The organism is Achromobacter pulmonis (assembly GCF_021733725.1).
Taxonomy (GTDB): Bacteria; Pseudomonadota; Gammaproteobacteria; order Burkholderiales; family Burkholderiaceae_B; genus Achromobacter; species Achromobacter pulmonis.
In genome coordinates, this window is the sequence record NZ_JAIFOT010000001.1 from 4,906,303 (window position 1) to 4,930,836 (window position 24,534).

Sequence of the window (24,534 nt, forward strand, 5' to 3'; positions counted from 1 at the left end):
TCTCCTTTCTGCGAGACGTGCCGTGGGTTCAATACTGCGCGCGCAGCGTCAGCATGACGTTGCGGGGCGCGCCATACCAGCCCTGGCTGTAGAAGCCGATCTGGTCGTAGTACTTGCGATCGAACACGTTGTTCAGGTTGAGGGTGGCCGACACCTGCTTGCTGAAATCGAAGCGCGCCATCAGGTTGACCAGCGCGTAGCTGCCTTGCTCGACATCCACGTTGCCGCGCGGGCTGGACGCGGACTGGTACATGCGGCTCTGCCAGTCGACCCCGCCGCCCACGGTCAGGCGATGCAGGTCGCCGGGCAGCCGGTAGGTGGTGTAGACCTTGAACAGGCTGCGCGGGTGGTTGGTGTTGATCGGCTTGCCGTCGGCGTCCTTGGCGGTGAAGTGGGTGTAGCTGGCGCCGATGTTCCAGCCCGGCGTGAGCTGCCCGCTGGTCTCCAGCTCGAAACCTTCCACCTTGGCGCCGGAGGCGGCGCGATAGGCCTGGGTGCCGGGCATGCCGATAACCGATTCGCCGGGAATGGCCTGGGCCAGGTTGTTCTGGCGGGTCTGGTAGAGCGCCGCCGAGGCGTTCAGCAGGCCGTCCAGGTAGGCGGCCTTCAGGCCGATCTCATAGCTCTTGCCGTCGATCGGCGGCAGGATCGAGCCGCTGGGCGAGCGCGCATTCTGCGGCTGGAAGATCTCCGTGTAGCTGGCGTAGGCCGTGTAGGTGCTGTTGATGTCGTACAACAGGCCAGCGTAGGGCGTGAACTGGTCGTTGATCTTGTAGGCGCGCTTGCTGCCGAAGTAAGTCTGGTTGGTTTCCCAGTTGCTCCAGCGTCCGCCGATGATCAGATGCAACGGATCGGCCAGCGAGAAACGCCCGACCGCGTAGGCGCCGGTCTGTTTGACACGCAGGTCGTCGGCGGGCGTCTTGTTGCCCGACCAGTTGGGTTCGGCGATGTGGTCCTGGCGCCAATCGAAGAAGCTGCCGATCGCCGGCTTGGCGCCCGTCATCGCGTACTGGCCGATGTTGCTGTGGTCGTTCACGCTCATCCAGCCCAGCGCCAGCTCGTGCTTGCGGCCCAGCAGCTGGAACGGACCCGACACGGTCAGGTGGATGTCGTCGCGCGAGCGGTCGCCATCATAGTTGTTGAACGAGCTGCTCATGCCGGTGCCGGTGACCTTGTCGGGGTAGCCGCCGCGAAACAGCTGCTTCATGCGATAGTCGCCATCGGTGTGGCTGTAGGCGGCGCGCACCTTCCAGTCATTGGCGAAGCGGTGCGTCAGGTCGACGAAGGTGGTGGTGGACTCGGTGTCCATGCGGGCCCAGCGGGTGTTGTTGGCCACCGAACGGTTGAAGTCGGTACGCGAACCGTCGCTGTAGAACAGTGGGAAGCCGCTGCCGAAGCCGTTGCTCTGGTTGCGCGAATACTCGACGCTGGCGGTCAGCACGGTGTCCGGCGTCAGGTCGGCGCTGACCACGCCGTAGAAGGTGCGTCTGCGCGAATCCAGGAAGGTCACGTAGTCGTCGCCCTGGCTGTAGGCCGCCACGAAGCGCGAGCGGATGCGTCCGTTCTCGGTGACCGGCACCGACAGGTCGAGGTCGCCGCCGACATGGTCCCAACTGCCGGCGCTCGCACTGCCGGACAAGGCGAATTCGCGCAGCGGCTTCTTGCGGATGAAGTTCACGGCCGCTGACGGGTTGCCGGAGCCGGTCATCAGGCCGGTGGCGCCGCGCACGATCTCGACCCGGTCGTAGATGGCCGCGTCGATATCGGTGGCGCCGTAGTTCCATTGACCCAGGATGGGCGAGTTCAGGCCGTCGAACTGGAAGTTGTCGATGGAGAACCCACGCGACGAGAACGACAAGCGGTTGCTGTCGCTGCGCGTGACTGAAATGCCGGGCGCGCTGGCCAGGATCGCGCCGGTATCGCGCAGGCCCTGGTCCTCGATCTGCTGGCGCGTCACCACGCTGACCGATTGCGGCGTCTCGCGCGGCGACAGCGTCAGGCCGGTGGCCGTGCTCATGGCGTCGGTGGTATAGGAATGGGTGCCCTCCGTGGTGCCGGGGATGCCCGCGCCGCTGACAATGACGGCGGGCAACTGCGCCACATCGCCGTTATCGGTGGCGGCGGCGCTCTGGGCGCTGGCGTGCTGGTGGGTCAGGGCAGAGCAGAACAGGGCCGTCCGGATCGCGTAGACAAGGGGACGCACCCGGCGCGGACGGGCGGCGGGCGAGGGCATGACGGACAGCATGAGGGCAAGCTCCAGCAGAAAGATTTGGTAATGAGAATTATTGATTTTTACCGTTGTGCTGATGTATGCCGGACGATGCGATGCATATGGAGAATGCCGGCGGGCTACCCCAGGCCCGCCTCGGTCTTGGCCACGGGCGCCGCAAGGCGATGCAGCCACGCCCAGCCGATGGCGCTGGCCGCCACGCAGGCCAGCATGGCCGCCGCCAGCCGCAATGGTTGGCCGTAGACCCATGGCACGCCCCAGCCGCTGGCCACCGAGAACGTCAGCATCTGCATGAAGCCCAGCACCGACGCGGCGGTGCCCGACAGGTCCGGCACATGGCCCAGGATGCGCAGCGTCATGGCGGGCACACCCATGGCCAGGCCGCAGGTGAACAGGCCCGGCAGCAGTACCGCCCAAGGCAGGCGCGGCGCGTCGGCGGCGGCCATGTACAGCACATAGGCCAGGCAGCTGCCGCCCATCAGCAGATAGGACAGCAGCGTGATGCGCCCGTCCGACCAGCGGCCGGCCTTGCGCGCCGCCAGCAGCGCGCCGGCCATGGCGCCAGCCACCAGGGGCACGAACAGATAGGCGAAATCGGTTTCCGGCAGGCCCAGCACGTTGCTGATGAAGTCGGGCGCCGCCCCGATCAGGAATCCCTGGGCGGCGAACAGCAGACTGAACGCCGCGCCAAGCGCGACATAGCGGCGGGTGCCCAGCACGCGCGCATAGTTGCCGCCCAGCGTGCGCCAGGCCAGCGGCTGGCGCCGTTCGGGCGGCAGCGTGTCGGGCAGGCGCCGCGCGCACAGCAGCCAGGCGGCGCCGGCCAGCGCGGTCAGCAGCACGAACACCGCGCGCCAGCCTTGGTGCGCGGCCAGGTAGCCGCCCACGATCGGCGCCAGCGCCGGCGACAGGTTGAACACCAGGATCAGGTAGGACATGGCGCGGCGCGCCACGGCGCCGTCGTAGCAGTCGCGGATGATGGCCTGGCCGACCACGATGCCGGCGCCGGCCGACAGGCCCTGCACCGCGCGTCCGGCCAGCAGCCAGCCGAAGCTGGGCGCCAGGGCGGCCATCAGGGTGCCGCACACGTATACCCCCAGCGCCGTCAGCACCACGCGGCGGCGCCCCAGCGAGTCCGAGAGCGTGCCGTGCAGCAGCAGCATCGACGCATAGCAGGCCATGTAGACGCCCAACGTCAGTTGCACGGTCTCTTGCGGCACGGCGAATTCCCGGCCCAGCGCGCCGAATGCGGGCAGGTAGGCGTCGATGGTGGCGGGAGCGACACAGGACAGCAGGCCCAGCATCAGCACCATGACGGGAAAGGAAGGCAGGGGTTCGCGGCGAGACACAACGGCATCCATGGCGGGAGCCTCCCGGGTTGGGAGGCGCTGCCGCATGGTCGCCTGTGATGGCAGGTTGCAGGAATGGAGAATGCCGCAAGACCAATGGGCGCCGCCGTAAGCCGTGCACGGCGGGGCGCTCAGTTCAGTTCGCTGGGCGCGATGCCGTAGCGTTCGCGGAACGCCGTGGCGAAGTTGGTGGCGTGGCGGTAGCCGACGAAATGCGCCGCCTGCTGCACGCTGCAGCCCTGGGCCAGTTGCTCGCGCGCCACCTCCAGGCGGCGCTCGCGCAGCCAGCTGAAGACCGAGCGCTGGTAGGCGGCCTGGAACTTGGCGCGCAGCGTGCTGGGGCTCATGCAGGCCAGCCGCGCCAGCTCGTCCAGGGTGTGTTCCTCGCCGGGCGCGTGATACAGGCGTTCGCGCACCCGTTCCAACAGCTGGCGGTCGCGTTCGGAAACGGTGGTGTCGGCCGGCGTGCGCTGCGCCAGCGCCGCCAACGCATGGGCCAGCAGTTGCAGGCCCACGCCCTCGCGCAACATGGCCTGCAGCGGGCCGTCCCAACTGCAATCGAGCAGGTGTTCGATGGCCTGCAGCAAATGGCCCTGCGCCTGCCAGCGGCGCAACCGCAGCGACGGCGAACGCAACGCCTTCCAGATCATCTCGCTGGTCTGGTCGTCGCCCGCGCCGTCCGGATCGGACAGCGACAGGTTGACGCTGCGCAGGCGCTGGCCGGGCGCGTGGATGCCGGTCATGGCGACGGTGTCGCCGTACAGCGCGCTGACGCCGCTATGCGCGGCCAGCCTGACGTCGTCGTGGCGGTCGATGCGGGTCTGGGCGTGGCCCTGCAACATGACGATGGCGGAAAAGCGCGGCGACATCATGGAGGTGGCTTCGTAGTGCTGGTGCACGCGCACGTCGGACAGCACCAGTGTCAGGCCAGGTCGGATCGCGTGGGTCTCGACCCGGCCTTCGGCGATGCAGAGGGTTTCCGGGTCGCTGCGCTGGGCGCCGTTCAACTGCGGCAGGCGGTAGCGGAAACCGCTCTGGCTGCCCATGCGGTTGAAGTCGGCGACGGTGAATTGGGCGGGGGAGGGTACTGGGTTCAAGATCGTCACTCGCGTTACGGGATGAGCCCCTACGGCGGCCGTTCATGCGCCGCTCAATGTGAGAATGAGAATAACATATGTTCGCATTGTTGCGGTTGTTTTCATCACTCCGGCACCCTATTGGCGGCGCCGTCCCCGCGCCGCGCCGCCGTTATTTCAAGGCGCCGCGCAGTCGCCCAGGTCATCGCCCATGATGTCGCGGTACCACTCGTGGAAATGCTGCATGCCGTCTTCCATTGGCGACTGGTACGGGCCGCTTTCGGAGGTGCCGCGGCGCAGCAGCGCCAGCCGGCCGGCATCCATGCGTTCGCCGATCTCGTCGTCTTCGACCGCGGTCTCCATGTAGGCCGCGCGCTGCGCCTGGACGAACTCGCGTTCGAACAAGGCGATCTCCTCGGGGTAGTAGAACTCGGCGATGTTGATGGTCTCCTGCGGGCTCTTGGGGTAGAGCGTGGACAGCACCAGCACGTGCGGGTAGAGCTCGATCATATGAGTGGGGAAGTAGGTTACCCAGATCGCGCCGAATTCGGGCGCCGAGCCATCGCGATAGCGCATCAGCGTGTCGTGCCAGTCGCGGTAGACGTCGGAGCCGGGCTTTTCCAGTGAATCGTGCACGCCCACGCGCTGCAGGCTGTGCCGGCGGCCGAATTCCCAGCTCAGGTCGTCGCAGGTGACGAAGCGGCCCAGTCCGGGATGGAACGGGCCGACGTGATAGTCCTCCAGGTAGACCTCGATGAAGGTTTTCCAGTTGTAGTTGCACTGGTGCACCTCGACGTGGTCGAGCACGTAGTCGGAGAAGTCGAACTCCGGCCGCGCGAACAAATGGCCCAGGTCGGCGCGCGGGTCGCGCGGGCCTTCGAACAGCAGGCCATGGCAGTTGTGCAGCGGGAAGCGTGGCAGGTTCAGGCACGGCGTGCTGGGAAACTGCGGCGCGCCCAGGATCTGGCCGCGGTTGTCGTAGGTCCAGCGGTGCAAGGGGCAGACGATGTTGCCGCCGCTGGCGGACAGATTGCCGGCGGGGTTGCCGGGGCCGGTGACCGCGCCGGTCTCGCCCCCCAGGATCAGCGCCTGCCGGTGGCGGCACACGTTCGAGACCAACTCGACGCCATGGGCGTTGCGCACCAGCACACGGCCGCCGTCCTCGTGCGGCAGGCGGCGCCAGTCGCCCGGCTCGGGCACGCCTTTCTCGTGGCCCACGTACAGGGCCGATTGTTTGAATATCCGTTCCTGTTCGCGGGCGAACAGGGCTTGGTCGAAATAGGCCCGAACGTGCAGCGGGCTCAAGGCCTCGCGCACATGCTCAAGGCGGCCAATGTCCGTCATTTCCGACTCCTTGTGCCATCCCGCAAGGCCCGGCCGCCCTCAGGCGGTCACGGCGTGCTCGGCGTCGATCCGGGCCATGCGTTCGGCAAGATCCAATTTGGGGCAGGTGCTGCAGTAATCGCCGTCGCGCCTGCGGAAGTAGTGGCAGCAGACCTGCCGGTCCACCGCGATGGCCGGCTGGTCGGCGCGCTGCCAGGTCAGGTAGCCGCTGCGCCCGCGCAGGCCGAGCAGCGCCATCCATTCGACGGCCTGCCGCTGAGCCCAGTCGTTGGCGGCGGCGCCGTCATCGCGGCGCGCCGCCAGCAAGGCATACAGCACGCAGTCGGCCTGCATGCTCTCGGCGGCGCGCGGGCTGACCCGCAGCACCTGGGTCAGCTCGCGGTAGAAGGTGGCGCAGACATTGCGCAGTTGCGCGGCGGCGGCCTGCATGCGCCGGCCCAGGCAGGCGCGCAGGGGGTCATGGCGCTCCAGCGTGTAGCCGATGATGAAGCCGTCATCCGGCACCGGCTGGTGCATGCGCGACAGGTCGGGCAGGATCGGGCTGCGATGCACGGCGATCACGCTCAGGTAGACCGGCTGCCAGATCAGCAGGCCCCAGCAGCGCAAAGCCAGGTAATGCGGCCCGGCTTCCGGATAGCGCTGGCCCCAGAGATCGCGCAGCCGCGCGATGCTCTGAGCGTTGTCGGCGCCCGGGCGGACGCCCGGGCCGGCCGGCGTCGCGACCTGGCCCGACAGCCCCGGCACCAGGCGGCCGGTCAGGTCCAGCAGATCGTCCAGGTCCCGATTCACGCAAGCGCCCGCGCAGTGTCGGCCTGGCCCTGGCCCAGCCACTCCGGGCGGTAGCGGGCGATGGGGTTGACCAGATTGGGCGCCATCTGGAAGCTGCCGATGGGATCGGCCAGGTTGACCATCTGCAGGTTGTTGGCCAATTGCAGGCGGTTCAGGCACGAATGGATCATCTCGGGCGCGAACAGGTCGTACTGGCGGTACTTTTCCAGGCGCTCGGGGTGGGCGCGCAGGTAGGCATCGATGCGGCCGGCCACCAGTTGCCAGAAGGCATCCTCCCGCATCACGTCGTTATCGACCAGCACTTGCGCCAGGTGGCGGAAGTAGCCTTCGAACACATCGACGAAGATGGTCAGCAGCTTGTACTCCTCGGGCACGTCGGCGGCCAGGCGGCGGGCATTCTCGGGCAGCACGGCGTTGGGGTTGAGGATCGACGATTCTTCGGCGATGTCCTTCATGAAGGCGCGCACCGGCACGTGATCCTCGACCACCAGGATGACGTTCTCGCCGTGCGGCATGAACACCAGGTCGTGGGCGTAGAAGCAGTGCACCAGCGGCGTGAGGTAGGCGTCGACGTAGCGTTCGAGCCACGCGGCCGCGTCCAGCCCCGAGGCGCGGATCAGTTCCGGCAGCAGCGCGCGGCCCTGCGGATCGACGTGCAGCAGCGCCGCCATGGTCATCAGGCGCTGGTTGGCGCCGATCAGCGCGGTCGGGTTTTCGCGCCACAGCGCCGAGAACATCTTCTTGTAGGGGGTGTCGACCGAGATCGCCGCTTCGTAGTAGTAGTTGCGGAATCCCAGCGAGGCCGCTTCGCGCAGGATGGTGAAGCCGTTCTGGCGCAGCCACGGGTCGGCCGAGATCAGCCCGTGCAGGTATTCGTTGATGGCCGGCGTGCCGGACATGTAGTACGGCGACAGGCCGCGCATGAAGCCCATGTTCAGGATCGACAGCGAGGTCTTCACATAGTGCTTGCCGGGCTGGCTGATGTTGTAGAAGGTGCGGATCGACTGCTGCGCCAGGTACTCGTCATCGCCATAGCCCAGGCACACGATCTTGCGCGTGGCCACATAGGGCGCGAACGCCAGCGACAGCTTGTTGAACCACTGCCACGGATGCGAGGGCATGAAGTAATAATCGGCCGGATCCAGTCCCTGGTCGCGCAGGGTCCGGGCGTGGCGCTCGACGGTGTCGGCGCCCAGTTCGTCGCGCAGCAGGCTGTCGTAGTCCATGCTGGACAGGCAGGCAAAATGGGCGTTGTCCTTGTGCACCGCCAGCCACATCACGCGGATCGGGCTGGCGCATTCGGGCGCATAGACGTGGTAGTCCTCGGCGTCAAAGCCCAGCCGGCCATTGTTGGCGACGAAGCTGGGATGGCCTTCGATCATCGCGGTTTCGATGGCCTGGTAGTCGGCCAGCGCCAGCTCGGCGGCAGTCGGCGCGGCGCGGGTGTGCTTGTAGGCGCTGCCGTGCAGCGTGCTGGTGATTTCGTCCAGGTAGATCGGCAGGCGGTCCTCGGGCATGCCGAGCTTGTCGCGGATCTCGATGACGAACTGCAGCGCGTCCAGCGGCGCGGGCGTGCCGGCCATGGTCTTGCTGATGGATTCGGGCGGGATGCGCCAGTGGCGCATGGCCATCAACTGCGCATCGAACTGATATTCGGCGTGGCCGTCGGCCAGCACCAGGCGGTAGCGGTCAAACCCGGACGCCTCGGCGGGGCCGAGCCGTTCGGGTTCGAGCAACCATTCGTGGGCATATTCCGAGATGGCCTTCTTCACCAGCAGGCGGTTCACTTTGTCCCAGACCTCGGGGGCGAGGTGGCTGGCGATCCGGGCGGGATGGGGTTGGGTGCTCATACGGATGACTCCTGGGGTTGGGCCTGTTCGAATTGCTGCCGGGTGCAAAAGGCGATGCTGGCGGTCTTCTCGCGAAAGCGCGCCTGGCCGGCGTAGACAAAACCCATGGCCAGGTTGAGCGCATGGATCTTGCTGTTGTTGCTGTCGGGTTCCACCACCACGCGCCGGGCCTGCAGGCGGTCGAACATGAAGCGCATGACGAAGGCCAGCACGTGGCGGCTGAAGTTCGGGATGCGGACCCGCGGCGGGCCGATGAAGATATGCATGCCCAGATCGCCGGGCTGCACCGGGTAGTGCTCGCCGACCTGGTCGTGGGCCGGGTCGTAGCACTCCACCAGGAAGGCCGGGCGGCCGTCGTGGCTGCCGAGCCAGGCGCCGGCGTGGCCGCTGTCGATCAGGGCCTCGTAGAAGTCGCGCACTTGCGCTTCGGTGAAGGTCTGCATCGACCAGAAGCGGGCGTAGTCCATCGCGAACCACTGGCGCAGCAGGGCGGCATCGCTGGCCGGATCGAGCGGCCGCAGCGCCAGGCCCGCGCCTTCGTCGTAATGGCTGCGCGCCTGGCGGTCAATCTCGCCCAGGAAGGTGGCGGTCATGGTGATCATGGCGGGCTCTCCGGGGTCAGACCGTGGCGGCGCGATGGCCGTCCAGCCGGGGCAGCAGTTCCGTGGCGACACCGCCACGGCATGCCGTGGCGGCTTGCGCCGGGCGATGCGCCAGCACGCCGTTGGCCGGCGGACGGAAGTCCTGCAGCGCGGTGCGCGGCTCGATGGCGTAATGCTCGTGGCCGGTCAGCTCGCGCAGGATCTGCGAATTGCGGTAGCAGCAAAAGCCCAGGTCGGGGTTGGTGACGCCGTGGCTGAGCAGGCCGCTGTTCTGCACGAAGATCTCGTTGCCGCCGTGGTCGATGCTGTAGTTGCGGGCGATCCGGTAGGCGCCGTCCTCGGCCCAGGCGATGCGGTCATGGATCGGGTTGACGCACGCGGGAATGCTGCGGGCGTAGCCGGTGGCCAGCACCAGCCCGTCGGCCGTGTGCGTGAACGGCTGGCCGGTGTCGACGTGACGGAACTCCAGGTGGTAGCGGGCGGCCTGGCGGTCGTAGCGGCTGGCGCGCAGCTCGGCGTTGGTCAGCAGCGTGTAGCGGCGGTCGCCGTTGTGGATCTTCTCGTCCAGCAAGTCGTAGATCTGGTTGATGAGCGAGGCATTGATGCCCTTGTACAGGCTGCTCTGCTCGGCCAGGATATGGCGGCGGCGGGCTTCGGGCAGGTCGTAGAAATAGTCGGTGTAGTCCGGCGAGATCAGTTCCAGTGTGAGCTTGGTGTTCTCCATCTGGAAAAAGCGCGGCGAGCGCGTGATCCAGGCCAGGCTGTAGTCGTGCTCGTCGCTGTCGCGCAGCAGGTCATGGAAGACCTCGGCCGCGCTCTGGCCGCTGCCGATGAGGGTAATCGACGCCTGCCGTTGCAGTTGTTGCTTGTGCCGCAGGTAGTCGGCGCTGTGGATGTAGGGCGCCTCGCGCCGGTCGCAGCAGGCTGGCAACGCTGGCTGCGAGCCCAGGCCCAGCACCAGCTTGCGGCAGCGGACCATGAAGCGCTCGCCATTGACGCTGTGCTGGCCGGTGACCAGGTAGGTATCGGTCTCGGGGTCGTGCAGCACGCTCTGCACGTCGCTGTTGAAGCGCAGGTTGGGCAGGCGCGCGGCCACCCATTTGCAATAGCGGTTGTACTCGGCGCGCGTGAGATAGTGGTTCTCGCGCATGTAGTACGAATAGATGCGGCCGGTCTGCTTGCAGTAGTTCAGATAGCTGTATTCGCTGCGGGGGTCGGCCAGGCTGACCAGATCCGCCAGAAACGGATTCTGCAGCGTGGACGCCTCGATCAGCATGCCGGGATGCCAGTCGAAGCCGGGCTTCCTGTCGAGGAAGAGGGCGCGTACGCCGGGCAGCGGCGCCGTCAGGCAGGCCAGGCTGAGGTTGAAAGGGCCGAGGCCGATCGCGACGAAGTCATGGATTTCACGGTTCATGAGGGTGACGCCTTTTGCTGAGTCTGCGTTGCACAGGCGGCGCCGGGAACGGGCACCGCGGAACAGGTCGGGCCGTGGCGCCTAATCAGGCGGAGCGGGACGCGACTGGCGCGCCTGCCTGCCGGTCGACCGCAATGACAAAGGATTCCCAGCGCCGGTATTGCATGAATCGAACATCTGTATAGGTATGATTTTCATTTGCAATAATGGAACTCTAGCAAATGCTTTTTGGGCGCGAAGCGTCGCCGCGTCCTCCCAGGCGGCGCTCATATGCAGGGTGAAGCGGCGCGCGAAATTTCGGGCGTCTGATGTGAGATAAATGCCCGCTTGCTGATTTACACCAGCAGAAAAGTAATTACAGATTGGGGAATCTGACGGCTTTTGATTATGAGCCGCTGGAAACACAGACCCCAAAATCTCACCCCGACCCTCTCCGATTCTCTGGCCCGATATCTGGCCGAGATATCCCCTCGAAAGAAAGGAACAGCCACCGACATCTCCATCGCAGCGCGCTGGCTGGAGACACGACTGGCCAATCGTCGTCTGGCCTCAATAACGGACACCGACATCAGCGATATCGCCGACGCCTGGTTAAAGGTCCTCGAGCCAGCGACAGTGGTGCGCCGCCTAGCCCTCGTGTCCCATCTATATACAGTGGCCCGGAAGACTTGGAAGTACCGGACCCTGGTCAACCCGCTTCAGTTTGTAGACCGTCCCGCCGTCAACGATGCCCGGGAACGCCGCCTCTACGACAACATCCGCCTTCGAGGCGTCCCGGAAACAGAGTGCCCTAGAAGCGAGATCGAATGGCTGATTCGGTCGACAACCTCGGCCGAGTTGCCAACCATCATGGTCCTGGCTGCCGAGTCCGGCATGCGCCGCTCCGAGCTGATCGTCGCAGCGAAACGAGAGCGTATCGACCTGGCCCACGGCGTGATCTACCTCGACGACACCAAGAATGGTCAACGCCGCGCTGTCCCATTGACTCCCTGGGCTCTGGCCTGGTTGAAACACTACCTCGTCGGCAAGCCCTCCCGAGGACGGATTTTCTCAATCTCGCCCTCGTCAGCCACTCGGGCATTTGCCCGGGCCCGAAAGCGCGCACGAAGGGACTATGAGGCCCTTTGCGCGCGGTATGGGCGTACGCCCAAGCCAGAGTACTTCGCCGATCTCCGGCTGCACGATCTACGCCACGAGGCCACAACCCGCCTTGCCGAGGTATATGACATGCACAAGCTGGCCAAAGTGACTGGGCATCGAGATACTCGGATGCTGCTGCGCTACTACCACCCGTCGGGGCGAGACCTGGCCAAGGAGCTAGCCCGCAGCGATCTTGGTCGCCAACAGCGAGCCCGCTTGGCGGCAGGCCTCACACCAGCCCTGCTGGCTCAGCGTGCACGTCCCAGCTGAATATCACCAGCTCACGCCGTTGGGCGCCAGTGCCACCACCAACGGTGTACGTGATGTCAGTGGACTCAATCGGAAAGCTGGCAAATAGATCACGGATGGCGGGGTGATCGTTCAGGGTCACCATCGCCTTTCCCTTGAGCTTTCCCAACACAGCCGCGAGGCGCTCGTACTGCTCCCAGCCGAATTTCACCCCGTAGCCCTCGGTCTCCCAATACGGAGGGTCCATGAAGAAAAAGGTGTGCGGCCGGTCATAGCGGCGGATGCACTCGATCCACGGCAGATTCTCGACATAGGCGCTGGCCAAACGCAAGTGGGCGGACGAGAGGTTCTCCTCAATGCGCAACAGGTTGAGCCCAGGCGGCGCGGTGGTGGCAGTGCCGTACGACTGACCATCGACGCGCCCTCCGAAAGCGGAATGCTGTAAGTAGAAGAACCTGGCCGCCCGCTGGATGTCGGTCAGTGTCTCCTCGGGCGTTATCTGAAGCCATTTGAACACCTGGCGACTCGATAGCGCCCACTTGAACTGGCGGACGAACTCCTCCAGGTGGTGCTTCACGACCCGGTACAGATTGATCAGCTCACCATTGACGTCGTTGAGCACTTCAACGTCGGCCGCCATGGGCCGCAGGAAGAACATGGCCGCCCCGCCAGCGAACGGTTCGACATAGCACTGGTGAGGCGGGAAGTACGGAAGCAGACGGTCGGCCAAGCGGCGCTTGCCGCCGAGCCACGGAATGATAGGGGATGCCATTTTGTAAATTCGTTTCAAAATGGTAGCCTTGGCGCGCCTGTGCACAGGTGACGCGGCCTTGGCCACGCTGGCAGCTCCTTTCTGCCGGTGAGGGGCATAGTCGGCGTTCCCGCGCCGACTATGCCGCCGCGTCTTTATTCACCCGCCCCGGTTGCCGGGATGGGGGCTGTCGGAGTCAGCCAGGCCGGCACCTTGCCCCAGCCTGGATAGCTTACGGGTTGCCCGTCGACGTCGACGACGCTACCCAGTGAATACTGCGCGCCGCCGTCGACCAGGTAAAACACCTCGCCTCGGTGATCTTCCGCCACTTCCCAACCTGACGTTGCCGGATTCCGCCGCGCGACCTCGCCCGCCGCTACTGCCGGCGGTGCATCCTCGTACGAGCCGAAGGGAATATTGAACACCCCCGGGACCAGGGCCAGCTCATTGGCTTGTGTCGCGAAAAGATAGATCCCGCTGACGGGGTCAGTTTGATAGACAGTCTTGGTAGCCATTTGGCTCTCCTTGGGTTGGAATTAACACTGCAAATGCGCGGGCGCTCGCTTCGCGCCAGGCCGGGGCCACGGAGCGGCATCGCCACTACGCTAGCAACTCGAACCTCTGGGGGCCTGTTGGGACAGCCTCGGGCGGCGCAGTGGCCATTTACAGCCTTGGCTCGCAAAGTGGCTTCGAGACTGGGGACGGCAGCGCGCAGGGTCTGAAATCGGAGACCAGGCCGATGAATGCTGCATTCCATCCCCGAATCCATGCCTGACGTCCGCCTCACTGCAAATGCAAGAGCTATGGCCAGCCGTCAGGACGATGCGTTGCGCCTGCACGGTCACAGGGTGCGCGGCACGAATACAGTAACCCCGTTCTCGACGCTCTACGCTGTGGGTGGCGCTGCAAACACGCTTGCTGGCGGCCAGGCTAGCGGGGACAACTTCTACGAGAAGGGGCCCGCAGGTGGTTCGTTGCCATACATCGAACAGACAGGGGGGGTCGAAACCCGTGGGACGAACGTCGCCTATCACCCTCGGATCCATGCCTGAATTCATGCGTGGATCCGTGGGCAATAGGCGGTGTTTACAGGTCGGGTCTCTTGACCTCCCGTGTCGCCGATGTATGTCGAGCTGGTTCCAGACCCAGAGCCGGTGTTCAGGCCGAACAACCCACCGCCGGTCGGGTTGGCCGACATCAGGTAGCCATATAGCAGGTGCCGATGTGCCTGGAGAGCTCCAGCCTGGCGACTTGCCAGGGCCCGTGCATTTGCAGTGAAGTGGGCATTAAGCATGGATACGTGGGAGGTAAGCAGTGTTCACCGGCCGGGTTTCAGCGCCGCCAGCAGACGTGGTTGATCGACCGATCACAGTGCCCGATGTCCCGCTGGCAGAGCCCATCGACGATGTACCGCTGAAAGCGTCCCAGGTGGCATTGGGCAGCGTGTGCAGATGGCTACGTAGGCTATCGCCTTGTTCGCTGCCGAGCGCCCGCGCATTTGCAGTGTCGAGGTCAGTCCCCGTAAAACGGCGGAACATGTCGCGCAGGTCGGGCACGCGGAACTGCGTGGCCGAGTAGTCCGAGAACCAATGCGCGCCGCGATTGGCCTGCCACACAGCTTCCGTACGAACCAGGCTTTGCTCCTGCGCATAGCCCCACAGGCCCGCGTAGGCTCCGACCTTCGGCAGCAGGCCGCCGACCGCGTCGACCTCGCTGGCCAGCGGCGCGGCGGTGTGACCATCCAAGGGGCGCCCGCACAGCAGCGAGCGGTAGCCGGTGAAAAACGCCGTGTTGGCCCAGGTCCAGACCTCGCTGCATTCGGTCACGATGATCGGGCCCACGTCGGTAGTCGGCAGATCCAGGATCGAGCAGATCAACGGCCGGCTGGTCAGCTTTTCCGCAATGATGCGCAGGATCCCTTGCAGGACCTGTGTGTTGTCGCTGGGATTGAGCGCCACGCCGCCATACTCGGCGACTGCGGCGACCTCTTCCTGCAGGGCGTCGAACCAATCAGCCTCCAGATCCGTTGACACCCTGCCGGCGATCGGATCTCCGTCGGTAAAGCCGTCGCGGCCGGGGCCGAACTTGTTCAGTTCTCGGGTGGGAGTGGATATTCGTCGCATGGTGCACCTGGAAAAGGAAAATCAAAGGGAGTCGACATATCCGACCAGCACGACAGTGTGGGCGGGCTTGTAGCGGGATAGGAGGCACAGCAGCCCCGGATCGCCCCAGGCACGCAGCGGCGCCGTACATTTGCTGGTGGCGGTGGCCTGGACAATGTTTGCCGAGGCGACGACATTCACTCGGAAGGCAAAACGCCAGCCGCCCTGGTTGATCGCCGCGGTGCACTTGCTCGTGGCCCGGAAGGGGCGGAACTCATCGATTCGCGCGTCCGGGTAGCCTAGGCCGATGACCATCTGCCGGAAGTACTCGGGCGTGGCGCCGCCCAGCATGAGGCGGCGCATGTTGACGCGCTGGCGCCGCTGTTCCTTGCCTACCGGGGTATCCAGGCACTCATCGGGCAAGTCATAGAGCTGCTCCCAGTCCTCCAGTACCTCGTCGGCCAGCAATGGGTCGAACTGGGCCACCAGCGACATCGCCAGTCGCTCGACCGCGCGCATTGATGAGCCGAACGCCTCCAGCACGCGAACCAGCACACCGCCAGGCTGGCGGTTGAGCATGGAGCTGGGTGGCAACAGCGCCAGGAGCGCCTCGCGCCAGGCTTCTATGCTCCTCACGCCCACGTCACACCCCCGAACGTGGCCAGCTCGCCAGGCAGGCAGGTCACATTGCCAGCTGGAGACACCAGCACGTGGTCGTTCTCGCCGGCTGCGATCGAGATTGCTTCCCTCATGTGGCTGACCAGCAGCGTGCCCCCTGGGATTGCGTCACGGACGTGCATGTCCTTGAGCTCGGCGACAATCGCGGCCCGGATTTCAGCAGTGTCGGGCTGCAGATCCGAGATCACGTAGGCAACAGGCTTTGCCACCGACAGCGGCACAAACAGCTCGGCGGTGGCCGGCCGTTGCGCCTCGATATGTGCCCGAACCGCTTCGATCTCACCCGCATCCGGGATCGGGTCCTCATCGTCATCCCGGACGAAGCGCACGACAACCGTGCCGGCACCCATGCCGTTGGGCGTGCACCAGGCACGCGTGACGCCAGGGACTTCCTTGGCCCAGGCCACATAGTCATCGCTGTTCCCGCCATGAGGCGGGCGGCGAATCCGCTCCAGGATCCGGGCCCGGAACAGTTCCGGCCGCTCGACATCCGCGCCACCAGAGATCTCGGTCGACGCGACGGCCGTACTGTTGATGCCGACCACTGGGCTGGCCAAGGTGAACTGAACGCCGGCAGCGGTGTTGCCAGCTTGGCCGACTTCGTCTGCGGTGATGGCGACCGTGGCGCTGCTGCCCACAATGGTCACGCCGACGTCGACCGTAAACTGCACGCCGTCGGCACGCTGAAACACAGATCCGGCCATCAGCGATGCCCCGTTCTCTCCGCCGATCAGCAGCGACCCGGTCGCCGGCGCCGCCGTCTTCTGCAGGACGCCCCACCGCGCCCCGTGACCAGGCAACTCGTCCTCGTCACACTGGTCGGGCCAGGCCTGCTTAAACACCCGCTCGAGGAACTTGTAAAGGGCATCCAGACCGCCGGAAAACACGCGTACCAGCACGCCGGCCAGGCTGCGGCGAGCCCGGGGCAGGATCCCTGGCAGGCGGCTCTCCATCTCGGAGGCCAGTTGCTCGATCAGCTTGGGTAAGGAGGGACGGGGAACCGGCATGTCAAGCCTCTGCAGGGGCGAATGACTCGCCTGCCAGGCGCCAGGCCTGGGTCGCGGCGTTCCATTCAAATCGATAGCGGCGGTCTACGCCGTTCAGGGCGAGCGTGATAAGCAGGACGAGCCAGCCCATCCGGGGGACGAAGGCACTTACCCCGACGGAGGTGACCAGGCCGTCTTCCTGCATCCACTTGAGCGCCTCGAGGGCGTAATCACGCGCCCGCTGGACGGTGGATTGCAACTGCTTTTCTCGGGCGAGCAACCACCAGCGGCAGCCGAATTTGTCCTGGGGGGACGAGGCGTAGGCGTCGGCCCACCAGCCGCGACGGTCTTCACCGGCCGCCACCTCGTGCGGTTGCGCCAGGCGGTCGGTGCACAAGCTGAGAATGACCGCCGTCACCAGCGTATCGTCGCCGGCGAAATCCGCGCCGGCCAGGCTCATGTCGAGCAGGCCGGACTCGGGGTCAAGGGAAAGGGAGAAGTCCATGTTCCGCAGTCTCGCGGAACATGGCGGGCAGTGCCATTAAACAGGTTTACCGGCTACGCGACGGGTGTGCCTGAGATGTCGTCGCCTTCTTGCACACCGCCGTGCTTGTGCTGATGGCCGATGTCTGTGCCGTTGTGAGTTGCCTTCCCGCCTCGCAGGTCCACATCACCGTCAACGCGTAGGCCCCGCGTCACGCGCACGAACGAATCCAGCTCGATCTCGCTGGTATCTGTCAAGCGCATGGGCTTGCCGGCGCCCCGTATCACGATGCCATCGCGGGTCAGGTGAACCGACTGCTCCTGGTCGTCGTATATGGCCATTTCACCCGTTTTCAGGCCGCGCATCCGGTAGCGGCGATCATCGACATTGATCACCACCTGGTGGTCGGTGTTCCCGCCCACGGACAAGGTCACGCATTCGGCACCAGCGTGCGGCACCGAGGTCATGCCGTACTGCTGAAACCGCTCGACCTGGTCGCGACCGACGTCGGCCTGGATGCCGATCTGGACGGTCTGCAGGCCGCCACCGTCGCTGACCTGGCCTACCAGGGCCCGGGCGATGGCCAGCCGGATCCGATTCAGGGCCGATGAAATGCTCATTCCTCGCGTCTCCCTGTTCCGGACAGATCCCAGGGGGAATCGTCAGGGTGTTGTTTGCGACGCTTGCGCCGGCGGCGCGGTGACGCGCCCTCCAGATCGAACGCCTCCGGCCGGCAGACGGTGAGCGCGGTGCGCCGGGCATTGGTCTCGTCCAACGTGTACCGGCAGGATGTGATCAGCAGATCAAGGTCCAGGAACATGCGCGGGCTGGTGACCCTCACCAGGGTATTGGGCAGCCACAGGTCGCCAACCTGGCCGTCCTGGCCGGTACGCCAGCCCACCACCACGATCTGAGCGCGCTTGCCACGCCCCATCCGGGTCGAGACTTCCCACTGAGCGCGTTCCTTGGCTTCAGCGTTGCTCAGGCCCTGCTCGGAATGGATGATGAGCGGCCGGTACCGGTCAATCTCCGGATCCGTTGCCTTGGCCTGGATATGGGCTGCCGTGGCGCCGAACTGGTTGTCGTTGCCCGCGACCTGCGCCTTCATGCGGATCTCGGAATGGCGTCGCGCCCAGGTGTGCCGCGCGCTGATTCGCAGGATGTTCAGGCCTTCAATCAGCTTGGTCTCGATTAGCGTCTCGCTGGCACGGGTCAGCACCAATTGGCCGCTCGGCGAGCTGGTCACCAGGATCGCCTTGGACCGCGCAGCACGGTCGATCGCGTCGAACGCCTTCTCACCGTCGTCCAGCGAGAAGCTGCTGATCGCCTCGCCGGTATCCGTTTGCACCTGCACCTCGATGCCAAACGGCTTGCAGATGTCACGCACGATCTGTTCTAGGCGCACGTTTTTCCACTGGCCGCTGCCGTGGATGGCCGAGCTGTCGACCAGGTCGCCCGTCTTGTCGCGTCCGCTGACGTTGAGCCTGCAGGAAGTATCGGTCAGGTCGATATCGATCGTGTCGATGTAGCCGGTGATCAGCAGGTCCTGACCAAACTTCACCTCACACGGCAGGCCCTCGCGCAGACCGATCGGAGCATCTTCGCCCGGCCACCGGTGGGTCAGCGTGAGCTGGAACTCGCCAGCAAGCTGCTCGATGCCGCGCTCGACCTCCAGGCTTTTCCAGCCCCCATAGGCCTGGCCGCCCACCACCAGCGTGATCAGGTTTTCGTTGACCGGAGCCATCAGCGCAGCACCTCCAGGTCGCCCGCCGGCACGAAGAGCGGGTTGCGCACCTGGTTGCGCGTGACCAGTTCGTCGGCCCGTGAGCCATCCTGGTACACCCGCTGGGCGATCAGCAGCGCCGGCAGCATGGCCTGGGTGGAATAGGTGGCCCGCTGCTGCAGGCGGTCGGCTTGCTGGGCCACGTCCCGAACGATAGCGACGCGAAGCGCAATGAGCGCTGCCGCCATCTGCGCCGGTGGGTCGTAGGCCTCGAGCTCGTGATCGATCTCCTCCAGCACCACGTCGGCCTGGTCGCGTGCGTCCTGGGCCGTCGTCACTTCCTTGGCTTCAATGGCGTCGGTCAGAATGCGCGCCTGGGTCGCAATCACCTGGGTGCGGGTGAATTCCTCCATTGCGGCCGCGTTCGCCACCCGGCGAGCGGACGTGGCGCCCTGAGGTGGGGAAACGGATCCAACAGGAGCCGTCCAAGGCGCTGGGTCATTGGATCCGTATTCCGCGCGTAGATCTGCGATCGCTGACTTCGGACGCTTGATTGCCTGACCCAGCTGCTGATACAGCCCCTGCAGTTGCAGAGCGAGCGTCTCGGGCGTACGGATCAGGGTGGACAGCCGGCCGGCGATAGACGAAGCGCCGCGTACGATGTCGCCGGCGATATCGACCAGGCCGTTCAGGCCGACCATCCGTTGCAGGGTGTCCAGGCTGGAGTGGACGCGGCCGATGAGGTCAGAAGCAAGGGCCGAGGCGCCGGCGACATCTACCAGCGAGGCAAAGCGATCTACGGACGCGGTGCCAAGCACGTCGGCCGCATCAAAGACCCCATCCTGAGTGCTGGTGGCCGCCTGCGGAAAGGTGTTCTCACCGGCCTCGGCGAACGTGATCGCAAACCGGGCGATGCCGCCTTCGGTGTGAGACTCCCGGATGCTGACCCGGCCCAGTACGACCACGTTGAGCATGCCGTACTTGGGATGAATCAGCTCGCCTGGCCCGTACGTCTCGAGCGCCTTGATGAGCGCGTCTCGCTCCTGCACGTAGTTCTCGCCCACGACATAGCCATTGACCTGGAACTCGCGCCCGCGGCGTCCCAGGTCATCAGCATAGGGCAGATCCCGCATGGGGTACTCGTGCACCTCGTTGCGCCGTCCGACACCGGTATCCGAGTCGGTCGTGCGAAACGGCACGCCTCGAAAACTTGCGCCCACGGCCATCCCATTGGGATGCGCCACCCTGCGCTGTTCTTCACGCCAGCCCATATCAATCCGTATTCACGTTGGTGCGCCCGACATTTCCCGTCATGCGGGTGCCGTCATTGGGCTGCAGGTCAGCATTGGCTTGAATGCCCGGGGCGGCGGTGATGTTGACGTTGACCTCGCCGCCGATCTTGGTGTTGGCCAGCAGCTCCTGCAGCCGGCGGGTCATGTCATCGCGCGAAGCAGCCAGCGCGTCACGTTCAGCCTGAACGCGACCGATCGACAACGGCGTGTCCCCAGCCTCACGCTTCAACGCAATCATCTGATCGAACTCCTGGATCCTTGCCTCTCGGTCGGCGATGCGCTGGCGGAGTCCACTTTCAGTGTTCGTCATCTGATCGTACGCGTAGGCGCCGACGACCGGCGCCGCAACCAGAAAGCCGGCTGACAACGCGCCGGCGGCACTGATGCCTCCAGCGGCGCCTGCTCCGGCACCGCCCAGTGCGCTTGTGGCACCGGCAGGAGCGGCTGCCGCGGCAGCAGTGGCAGCCGCTCTGGCAGCTCGCGCAGCCCCTATGGAGGTTGCCACCTTTCCGACGCCAAGCGCCGCGCCGCCCACCCCAACAACTCCGGCGGCGACGGCCACGCCCTGCAGGATGGTGGTAGCCCCGCTGATCGCGGCAGCGAACTCTGGAGACGTCTTAGCAAGTTCGGCGAATGAGTCCGCAACTGTCGAAACGGCCGGCCCCAACTTGGTCATGGCGTCGTAGTTTGCAAACTCAGCGGCCTGCTTCGCCCGATTCAGGTCGAAACTTGGAGATGCTTTCACCGTCCACATGTTTCGTTCGATGGAATCCGTTCCGTACAGCAATGATTCCTGGGCGATCTTGTTGGCGTTCGCACGGTCGAGGATATATGCCGCCATGCCGCTGCCGGCCTCTCTATCGGGGAAAATCTTGGAGATCACTTCGCCTTTGGCGATGTTCATGACATCGTCCAATGCTGCCTTGCGCGCACTCCCCTCCGGCGCAACGTTGTAGGCCGTCAACGCCTTCTGGTAGTTCTTGTTTTTGCCAAGGAGGCCTTCGATGAGGTTTGCAGTGACATCCAGAGCATCCAAGCCTTGCATCCGCCCTTCAGCGATCTTCTTGTTGTACGGAATCCCTAGCTTGGCAAAATTGTTCCTAGCGTCCTCCGAACCCATTTTGGCCAAGAGATTCTCGGATAGCGTCGCTGCCTGGTCGGAAGTCCCCGCCACCAGCCGCGTAGCCTGATTCAATGCAGCGATCTTTGCGGCGCCCTCTAGACCTGTAATCCCTACGTTTCGTGCCAAGCCGAACTGCTTGGGTAGCGCCCTAGCCATGTCGCTTACTTCGAAGGGGCCGCTTTGACCAGCATAAGTGGCAATGCCAAACAGCCGCGCCATGTCCTTGGGTGCGATGCCCATGGTTTCTTTGGCAGAAAATGCGATCTTGACGAAGTCGGTCGCTGCGGTCTGGTTGGCTTTTCCAGCGAGCACGGCTTCCTTAAAGATGGCCAGCGAATCATCCGTACCGAACCGACCGGAAGATAGCACTTCGCTAAGTGCCCCCGCCGCCTCTTGTTGAGTGGTGCTATTGGCGTCGACGGCCGCGCGGATTGCCAGGTCCATCGCTTTCATACCCTCAAAGCGCCGCTTTCGGTCCTCGGCGGCGCTGAGAGAGGCGTCTCCGTACGCGGTGTTGGCCATATTCGCGAGCTGATCTCCGTACGAGAACGCCCGATTGACCTTCGGGGCCACCACAGCCGCGCCCGCCATGACGCCTGCCGCCATCAGGCCAGCCTTCTGAGCACCGGCGACCAAGCGCTGCTTTCCGCTGTAGACGCCCATCTCGGCATTCAGCCGTCCGACCGTCTGGCGCATCTGCTCGGCGGCGCGCTGCTGCTCGCGCCATGTCATCGTGCCGCTGTTGGCTAGGCGCTGGTAGGCGGCCTGTGTGCGCAGGATCTCCTGCTGGATTCGATGCTCGGAGCGAATGCCCAGGGTTTCGCGCGCCTGGGCCATGCGGGCGAACTCGCGCTGGGTGCGCGTCGCCATGGTCACGAGCGAGGTTTCGGTCTGCTTGGTGGCACGGCTGATCGCGGTGAGGTCTTTGGCCCCTGCTATGGCCATGTTGTCCAGGGCCTTCTTGGCTTCCAGCGCGGCCTTGGTAAGGCCGGCCGCGGTGCCATCGACACGAACCCCAACGACGAATTCGCTCATTCCCCAGACCTCTTCTTAGTGAGCTGATCTACATAAAACTGCGCTTCCGCCAACGGAAGCGCCAGAATCTCGGCCCGGCTCCAACCCAGCCGGGATGCCAAGAGCATGATCTGCAAGAGCGCGCCCTCCCGGCCGCGCGTCAGTCTTCCCCCAGCTTTTCCGCCTCCTGCATGGCCTCACGGAAGACCGCCCACTGCTTGCCCTTGAGGGCCTTGAACTGCGCCGGCACGAAGGGGCCGGTATCTTCGCCCGCGCGCACCAGCACTTGGCAGGCCAGCGCGACCTGGAAGGCGGTCGGCTGCAGGGCCGGGTTGGCTTCCTTCTCGGCCTCGAGCGAGTCGCCCAACGACGCCTCGCGAACTTCGATCTCGGTGACGGGCTTGCCGCCTACCACCCAGGGCGATGGCAACTTCTTGATAACAGTCAGGGGGTTCTTCATGGTTTTCCTTGAAATGGATTTACAGAGGGGCTAGCTCTCGATGCACTCGACGCCGTTGAAGGCGAGCGTGACCTCGCCGCCACCGCCCAGCACGGGCGGTGCCGCCAACCAGGCACCGCGGATCGTGTAGCCGATGCCGGTGTCGGTCTGGAACCGCATGGTTTCGTCGCGGATCGCGGCCAGGTCAGCCAGGCTCACGCCGGACATGTGGCTGATGGTGCAGTTGACCGCCGGCGCGGTGGTCGATTCCGTGTAGCCATCGACGCCGCTGTCGCTGGTGACGGGATCTCGCCGCACGCCACCGATATCGAGCGTGGCGCCAGGCTTGCTGCGCAGGCGGCGACCGCCTACGCTGATGAATACTCGGCCAGTAACTTGAGGCATGTTCTTGATTCCTTACAGGATGAACTGGATGCTGCCCGCGAACACCCGGAACTGGTTCACCAGGTCAGGCGGGATGACGGCATTGACACGGTCGCGGTCGACCATGCTGCGCTGGACGATGAGGTTCTTCTTGAAGTCCGCGAAGTTCTCCAGAAGGCCCGCCTTCTCCAGGGACTTGGCCGTGGCGATCAGCACGCCGGCGATCATCGACGGCGTCGCGATCGGCTGGGCAGGGTCGAAGTCGGTACCGTCGTCGGCGAGCTTGTGCCGCGGGAAGTTCGTGGCCACGGCCGTGCGGAAGGCATAGCGCATGTAATCTGCCGTCCACACCGTCTCCACGTCCAGATAGGAGACATCCTCGATCCCCCAGGCGTTGGTCTGGTACGTGGTGACCACACGTTCGATCTGGACAATGCCGTCCTGAGACACGGTGAACGTGCTGCAACCATCGTGCAGCAGCAGGTTGCGCTCCTCACGACGGAAGCGATCCTTCGGGCTCGGTGGCAAGAGGCCCGGCAGATCGAGCGTCTGGAACGGACGGGCCGGGTCGATGGCGCCGTTGAACTCGACCACTGCGCCGTGTACGGCCGCCCACAGGTACGGCGCCTGGGGAGGGTTCTTCACACCGATGAACGAGCTGTTCTCGCTGTTGCGAGCCGAGCCATAGGTGCTGAGTTGGGCGTGCGTGCCGGCCACGCCCGTAAAGAGGTGGCCCGTGCGCATGTCCATTCCACCGAACCGACTGGCGAGCTCGGCCTCGATGATCGCCATGTTCGCCGAATCGCTCCAGGGCGAAATGATCGTGTAGAACCACTCGTCGGAGATTGCCGCCACCACGTCCGCGGCATCCGGATTGCCGGTACCGGCCACGCTGTTGGCGATCTCCAGGGTCAGCCCGGCCGGCAGGGACTCGTCGTCATAGAAGTTGACCAGCACACCGATGCCCTGGGTAAAGGCGCCCTTGTGGCGCGCCGTCAACGTCACCACGCCGGCCGTGGCCGCAGCGGTGACCGGGCCGTTCTGGTAGCCATTGACGACCGCAGCGATCGCCGTGGCGACCGCCGAGGCGGCGTCGCCAGCAGCCACACCGATCGAGAGCTTCTGGCCGTTGATGTAGAGCGCGATCGTGCCGGCGGCGGCCGCGGGCCCGGTGACGGTGATGGTCTTGGTGGCGGCCACGCCCGCCACGAGGTCCTCGACGCCCAGCGCCCAGATGTCGCTTGTCTTATTGGCCGAACGGGCCAGGCGCAGCATTTCGTGCAGCACGCTGCCGCGGCCAAAGAGCGTGGCGCCCTCGTCACCGCTGTTCACACGATAGAGGGTCAGCGGGGCCGCGGTGCCGGCGGGCAGTTTGTTGCCCACCACCAGGATGCGGCGGTTGAGCGACGGCAGCCCGCGCAGCGCCTTGGAGTTGTCGATTTCGACATACTGCCCCGGCGTGAGGATGTCGGTCGGGATGGTGTTGAAGATGATGTTGTCCGGCATGGCGGTTCC

General features: G+C 65.2%; 22 protein-coding genes. 1 reads left to right on the forward strand and 21 read right to left on the reverse strand.

What is annotated here, in order from left to right; genetic code table 11:
* Nucleotides 1-28 precede the first annotated feature (28 nt).
* From fauA to K2W61_RS22565, 8 genes are all read right to left on the reverse strand, one after another.
* A complete protein-coding gene (gene fauA / locus K2W61_RS22530) occupies nucleotides 29-2,233 on the reverse strand; it encodes a TonB-dependent alcaligin siderophore receptor FauA (protein WP_419761655.1) in 2,205 nt (734 codons plus the stop codon).
* 116 nt (nucleotides 2,234-2,349) lie between these two features.
* Nucleotides 2,350-3,579 carry a multidrug effflux MFS transporter gene (locus K2W61_RS22535; protein ID WP_276512706.1) on the reverse strand — a complete coding sequence of 410 codons (1,230 nt, stop codon included), beginning with the start codon at nucleotides 3,577-3,579 and terminating at the stop codon, nucleotides 2,350-2,352.
* A gap of 131 nt (nucleotides 3,580-3,710) precedes the next feature.
* The gene (locus K2W61_RS22540; protein ID WP_236757063.1) at nucleotides 3,711-4,625 is read right to left on the reverse strand and encodes a helix-turn-helix transcriptional regulator; all 915 of its coding nucleotides are present in this window, start codon (nucleotides 4,623-4,625) and stop codon (nucleotides 3,711-3,713) included.
* A gap of 207 nt (nucleotides 4,626-4,832) precedes the next feature.
* Nucleotides 4,833-5,999, reverse strand: a complete 1,167-nt coding sequence (locus K2W61_RS22545; RefSeq protein WP_175132062.1) for an aromatic ring-hydroxylating oxygenase subunit alpha — start codon at nucleotides 5,997-5,999, stop codon at nucleotides 4,833-4,835.
* A gap of 39 nt (nucleotides 6,000-6,038) precedes the next feature.
* Nucleotides 6,039-6,788, reverse strand: a complete 750-nt coding sequence (locus K2W61_RS22550) for a siderophore ferric iron reductase (protein WP_175132063.1) — start codon at nucleotides 6,786-6,788, stop codon at nucleotides 6,039-6,041.
* Nucleotides 6,785-8,638 (reverse strand): IucA/IucC family protein, encoded by a 1,854-nt coding sequence (locus tag K2W61_RS22555; RefSeq protein ID WP_272909337.1) that lies wholly within the window; start codon nucleotides 8,636-8,638, stop codon nucleotides 6,785-6,787. Before K2W61_RS22555 ends, K2W61_RS22550 begins: the two co-directional genes overlap by 4 nt.
* Nucleotides 8,635-9,240 carry a GNAT family N-acetyltransferase gene (locus K2W61_RS22560; RefSeq protein WP_175132064.1) on the reverse strand — a complete coding sequence of 202 codons (606 nt, stop codon included), beginning with the start codon at nucleotides 9,238-9,240 and terminating at the stop codon, nucleotides 8,635-8,637. The genes K2W61_RS22555 and K2W61_RS22560 overlap by 4 nt, the downstream gene beginning before the upstream one ends.
* A gap of 16 nt (nucleotides 9,241-9,256) precedes the next feature.
* Entirely contained in the window at nucleotides 9,257-10,654 is a 1,398-nt protein-coding gene (locus K2W61_RS22565; protein ID WP_236756585.1) for a lysine N(6)-hydroxylase/L-ornithine N(5)-oxygenase family protein, read from the reverse strand.
* Nucleotides 10,655-11,041: 387 nt separating this feature from the next.
* On the opposite strand from K2W61_RS22565, the gene K2W61_RS22570 reads away from it, so the two are divergent.
* The gene (locus K2W61_RS22570; RefSeq protein ID WP_236756586.1) at nucleotides 11,042-12,064 is read left to right on the forward strand and encodes a tyrosine-type recombinase/integrase; all 1,023 of its coding nucleotides are present in this window, start codon (nucleotides 11,042-11,044) and stop codon (nucleotides 12,062-12,064) included.
* On the opposite strand, the gene K2W61_RS22575 is transcribed toward K2W61_RS22570, so the two are convergent.
* The 13 genes from K2W61_RS22575 to K2W61_RS22635 form a co-directional block, all read right to left on the reverse strand.
* Complete coding sequence (locus K2W61_RS22575) at nucleotides 12,024-12,815, reverse strand: DNA adenine methylase (protein WP_236757066.1); 792 nt, start codon at nucleotides 12,813-12,815, stop codon at nucleotides 12,024-12,026. The two genes, K2W61_RS22570 and K2W61_RS22575, sit on opposite strands and share 41 nt — an antisense overlap.
* A 134-nt stretch (nucleotides 12,816-12,949) precedes the next feature.
* Nucleotides 12,950-13,309 (reverse strand): phage tail protein, encoded by a 360-nt coding sequence (locus K2W61_RS22580; protein ID WP_236756587.1) that lies wholly within the window; start codon nucleotides 13,307-13,309, stop codon nucleotides 12,950-12,952.
* A 771-nt stretch (nucleotides 13,310-14,080) separates the two neighbouring features.
* Nucleotides 14,081-14,917 carry a phage tail protein gene (locus K2W61_RS22585; RefSeq protein WP_236756588.1) on the reverse strand — a complete coding sequence of 279 codons (837 nt, stop codon included), beginning with the start codon at nucleotides 14,915-14,917 and terminating at the stop codon, nucleotides 14,081-14,083.
* 21 nt (nucleotides 14,918-14,938) lie between these two features.
* The gene (locus K2W61_RS22590; protein ID WP_236756589.1) at nucleotides 14,939-15,532 is read right to left on the reverse strand and encodes a YmfQ family protein; all 594 of its coding nucleotides are present in this window, start codon (nucleotides 15,530-15,532) and stop codon (nucleotides 14,939-14,941) included.
* Nucleotides 15,529-16,581: a baseplate J/gp47 family protein gene (locus K2W61_RS22595; RefSeq protein WP_236756590.1), complete on the reverse strand. Its 1,053-nt coding sequence runs from the start codon at nucleotides 16,579-16,581 to the stop codon at nucleotides 15,529-15,531. The genes K2W61_RS22590 and K2W61_RS22595 overlap by 4 nt, the downstream gene beginning before the upstream one ends.
* 1 nt (nucleotide 16,582) lies before the next feature.
* The gene (locus K2W61_RS22600; protein WP_236756591.1) at nucleotides 16,583-17,065 is read right to left on the reverse strand and encodes a phage GP46 family protein; all 483 of its coding nucleotides are present in this window, start codon (nucleotides 17,063-17,065) and stop codon (nucleotides 16,583-16,585) included.
* A gap of 53 nt (nucleotides 17,066-17,118) precedes the next feature.
* Nucleotides 17,119-17,664 carry a phage baseplate assembly protein V gene (locus K2W61_RS22605; RefSeq protein ID WP_054437594.1) on the reverse strand — a complete coding sequence of 182 codons (546 nt, stop codon included), beginning with the start codon at nucleotides 17,662-17,664 and terminating at the stop codon, nucleotides 17,119-17,121.
* A complete protein-coding gene (locus K2W61_RS22610; protein WP_236756592.1) occupies nucleotides 17,661-18,788 on the reverse strand; it encodes a phage baseplate assembly protein in 1,128 nt (375 codons plus the stop codon). The genes K2W61_RS22605 and K2W61_RS22610 overlap by 4 nt, the downstream gene beginning before the upstream one ends.
* A complete protein-coding gene (locus K2W61_RS22615; protein WP_336885402.1) occupies nucleotides 18,788-20,038 on the reverse strand; it encodes a DNA circularization protein in 1,251 nt (416 codons plus the stop codon). The genes K2W61_RS22610 and K2W61_RS22615 overlap by 1 nt, the downstream gene beginning before the upstream one ends.
* A gap of 1 nt (nucleotide 20,039) precedes the next feature.
* Complete coding sequence (locus K2W61_RS22620) at nucleotides 20,040-22,217, reverse strand: phage tail tape measure protein (protein ID WP_236756593.1); 2,178 nt, start codon at nucleotides 22,215-22,217, stop codon at nucleotides 20,040-20,042.
* A gap of 139 nt (nucleotides 22,218-22,356) precedes the next feature.
* Entirely contained in the window at nucleotides 22,357-22,656 is a 300-nt protein-coding gene (locus tag K2W61_RS22625) for a hypothetical protein (RefSeq protein WP_236756594.1), read from the reverse strand.
* Between the two features lie 30 nt (nucleotides 22,657-22,686).
* Nucleotides 22,687-23,040 carry a phage tail tube protein gene (locus K2W61_RS22630; protein WP_236756595.1) on the reverse strand — a complete coding sequence of 118 codons (354 nt, stop codon included), beginning with the start codon at nucleotides 23,038-23,040 and terminating at the stop codon, nucleotides 22,687-22,689.
* Nucleotides 23,041-23,052: 12 nt separating this feature from the next.
* Nucleotides 23,053-24,525 (reverse strand): phage tail sheath subtilisin-like domain-containing protein, encoded by a 1,473-nt coding sequence (locus K2W61_RS22635; protein ID WP_236756596.1) that lies wholly within the window; start codon nucleotides 24,523-24,525, stop codon nucleotides 23,053-23,055.
* Nucleotides 24,526-24,534: the final 9 nt, after the last annotated feature.

Bases quoted from the DNA above. Each gene is read 5' to 3' on its own strand.
- fauA (WP_419761655.1), bottom strand. From the start codon at position 2,233: ATGCCCTCGCCCGCCGCCCGTCCGCGCCGGGTGCGTCCCCTTGTCTAC.
- K2W61_RS22540 (WP_236757063.1), bottom strand. From the start codon at position 4,625: ATGGGCAGCCAGAGCGGTTTCCGCTACCGCCTGCCGCAGTTGAACGGC.
- K2W61_RS22545 (WP_175132062.1), bottom strand. From the start codon at position 5,999: ATGACGGACATTGGCCGCCTTGAGCATGTGCGCGAGGCCTTGAGCCCG.
- K2W61_RS22555 (WP_272909337.1), bottom strand. From the start codon at position 8,638: ATGAGCACCCAACCCCATCCCGCCCGGATCGCCAGCCACCTCGCCCCC.
- K2W61_RS22560 (WP_175132064.1), bottom strand. From the start codon at position 9,240: ATGATCACCATGACCGCCACCTTCCTGGGCGAGATTGACCGCCAGGCG.
- K2W61_RS22565 (WP_236756585.1), bottom strand. From the start codon at position 10,654: ATGAACCGTGAAATCCATGACTTCGTCGCGATCGGCCTCGGCCCTTTC.
- K2W61_RS22570 (WP_236756586.1), top strand. From the start codon at position 11,042: ATGAGCCGCTGGAAACACAGACCCCAAAATCTCACCCCGACCCTCTCC.
- K2W61_RS22575 (WP_236757066.1), bottom strand. From the start codon at position 12,815: ATGGCATCCCCTATCATTCCGTGGCTCGGCGGCAAGCGCCGCTTGGCC.
- K2W61_RS22580 (WP_236756587.1), bottom strand. From the start codon at position 13,309: ATGGCTACCAAGACTGTCTATCAAACTGACCCCGTCAGCGGGATCTAT.
- K2W61_RS22585 (WP_236756588.1), bottom strand. From the start codon at position 14,917: ATGCGACGAATATCCACTCCCACCCGAGAACTGAACAAGTTCGGCCCC.
- K2W61_RS22595 (WP_236756590.1), bottom strand. From the start codon at position 16,581: ATGCCGGTTCCCCGTCCCTCCTTACCCAAGCTGATCGAGCAACTGGCC.
- K2W61_RS22600 (WP_236756591.1), bottom strand. From the start codon at position 17,065: ATGGACTTCTCCCTTTCCCTTGACCCCGAGTCCGGCCTGCTCGACATG.
- K2W61_RS22605 (WP_054437594.1), bottom strand. From the start codon at position 17,664: ATGAGCATTTCATCGGCCCTGAATCGGATCCGGCTGGCCATCGCCCGG.
- K2W61_RS22610 (WP_236756592.1), bottom strand. From the start codon at position 18,788: ATGGCTCCGGTCAACGAAAACCTGATCACGCTGGTGGTGGGCGGCCAG.
- K2W61_RS22615 (WP_336885402.1), bottom strand. From the start codon at position 20,038: ATGGGCTGGCGTGAAGAACAGCGCAGGGTGGCGCATCCCAATGGGATG.
- K2W61_RS22620 (WP_236756593.1), bottom strand. From the start codon at position 22,217: ATGAGCGAATTCGTCGTTGGGGTTCGTGTCGATGGCACCGCGGCCGGC.
- K2W61_RS22625 (WP_236756594.1), bottom strand. From the start codon at position 22,656: ATGAAGAACCCCCTGACTGTTATCAAGAAGTTGCCATCGCCCTGGGTG.
- K2W61_RS22630 (WP_236756595.1), bottom strand. From the start codon at position 23,040: ATGCCTCAAGTTACTGGCCGAGTATTCATCAGCGTAGGCGGTCGCCGC.
- K2W61_RS22635 (WP_236756596.1), bottom strand. From the start codon at position 24,525: ATGCCGGACAACATCATCTTCAACACCATCCCGACCGACATCCTCACG.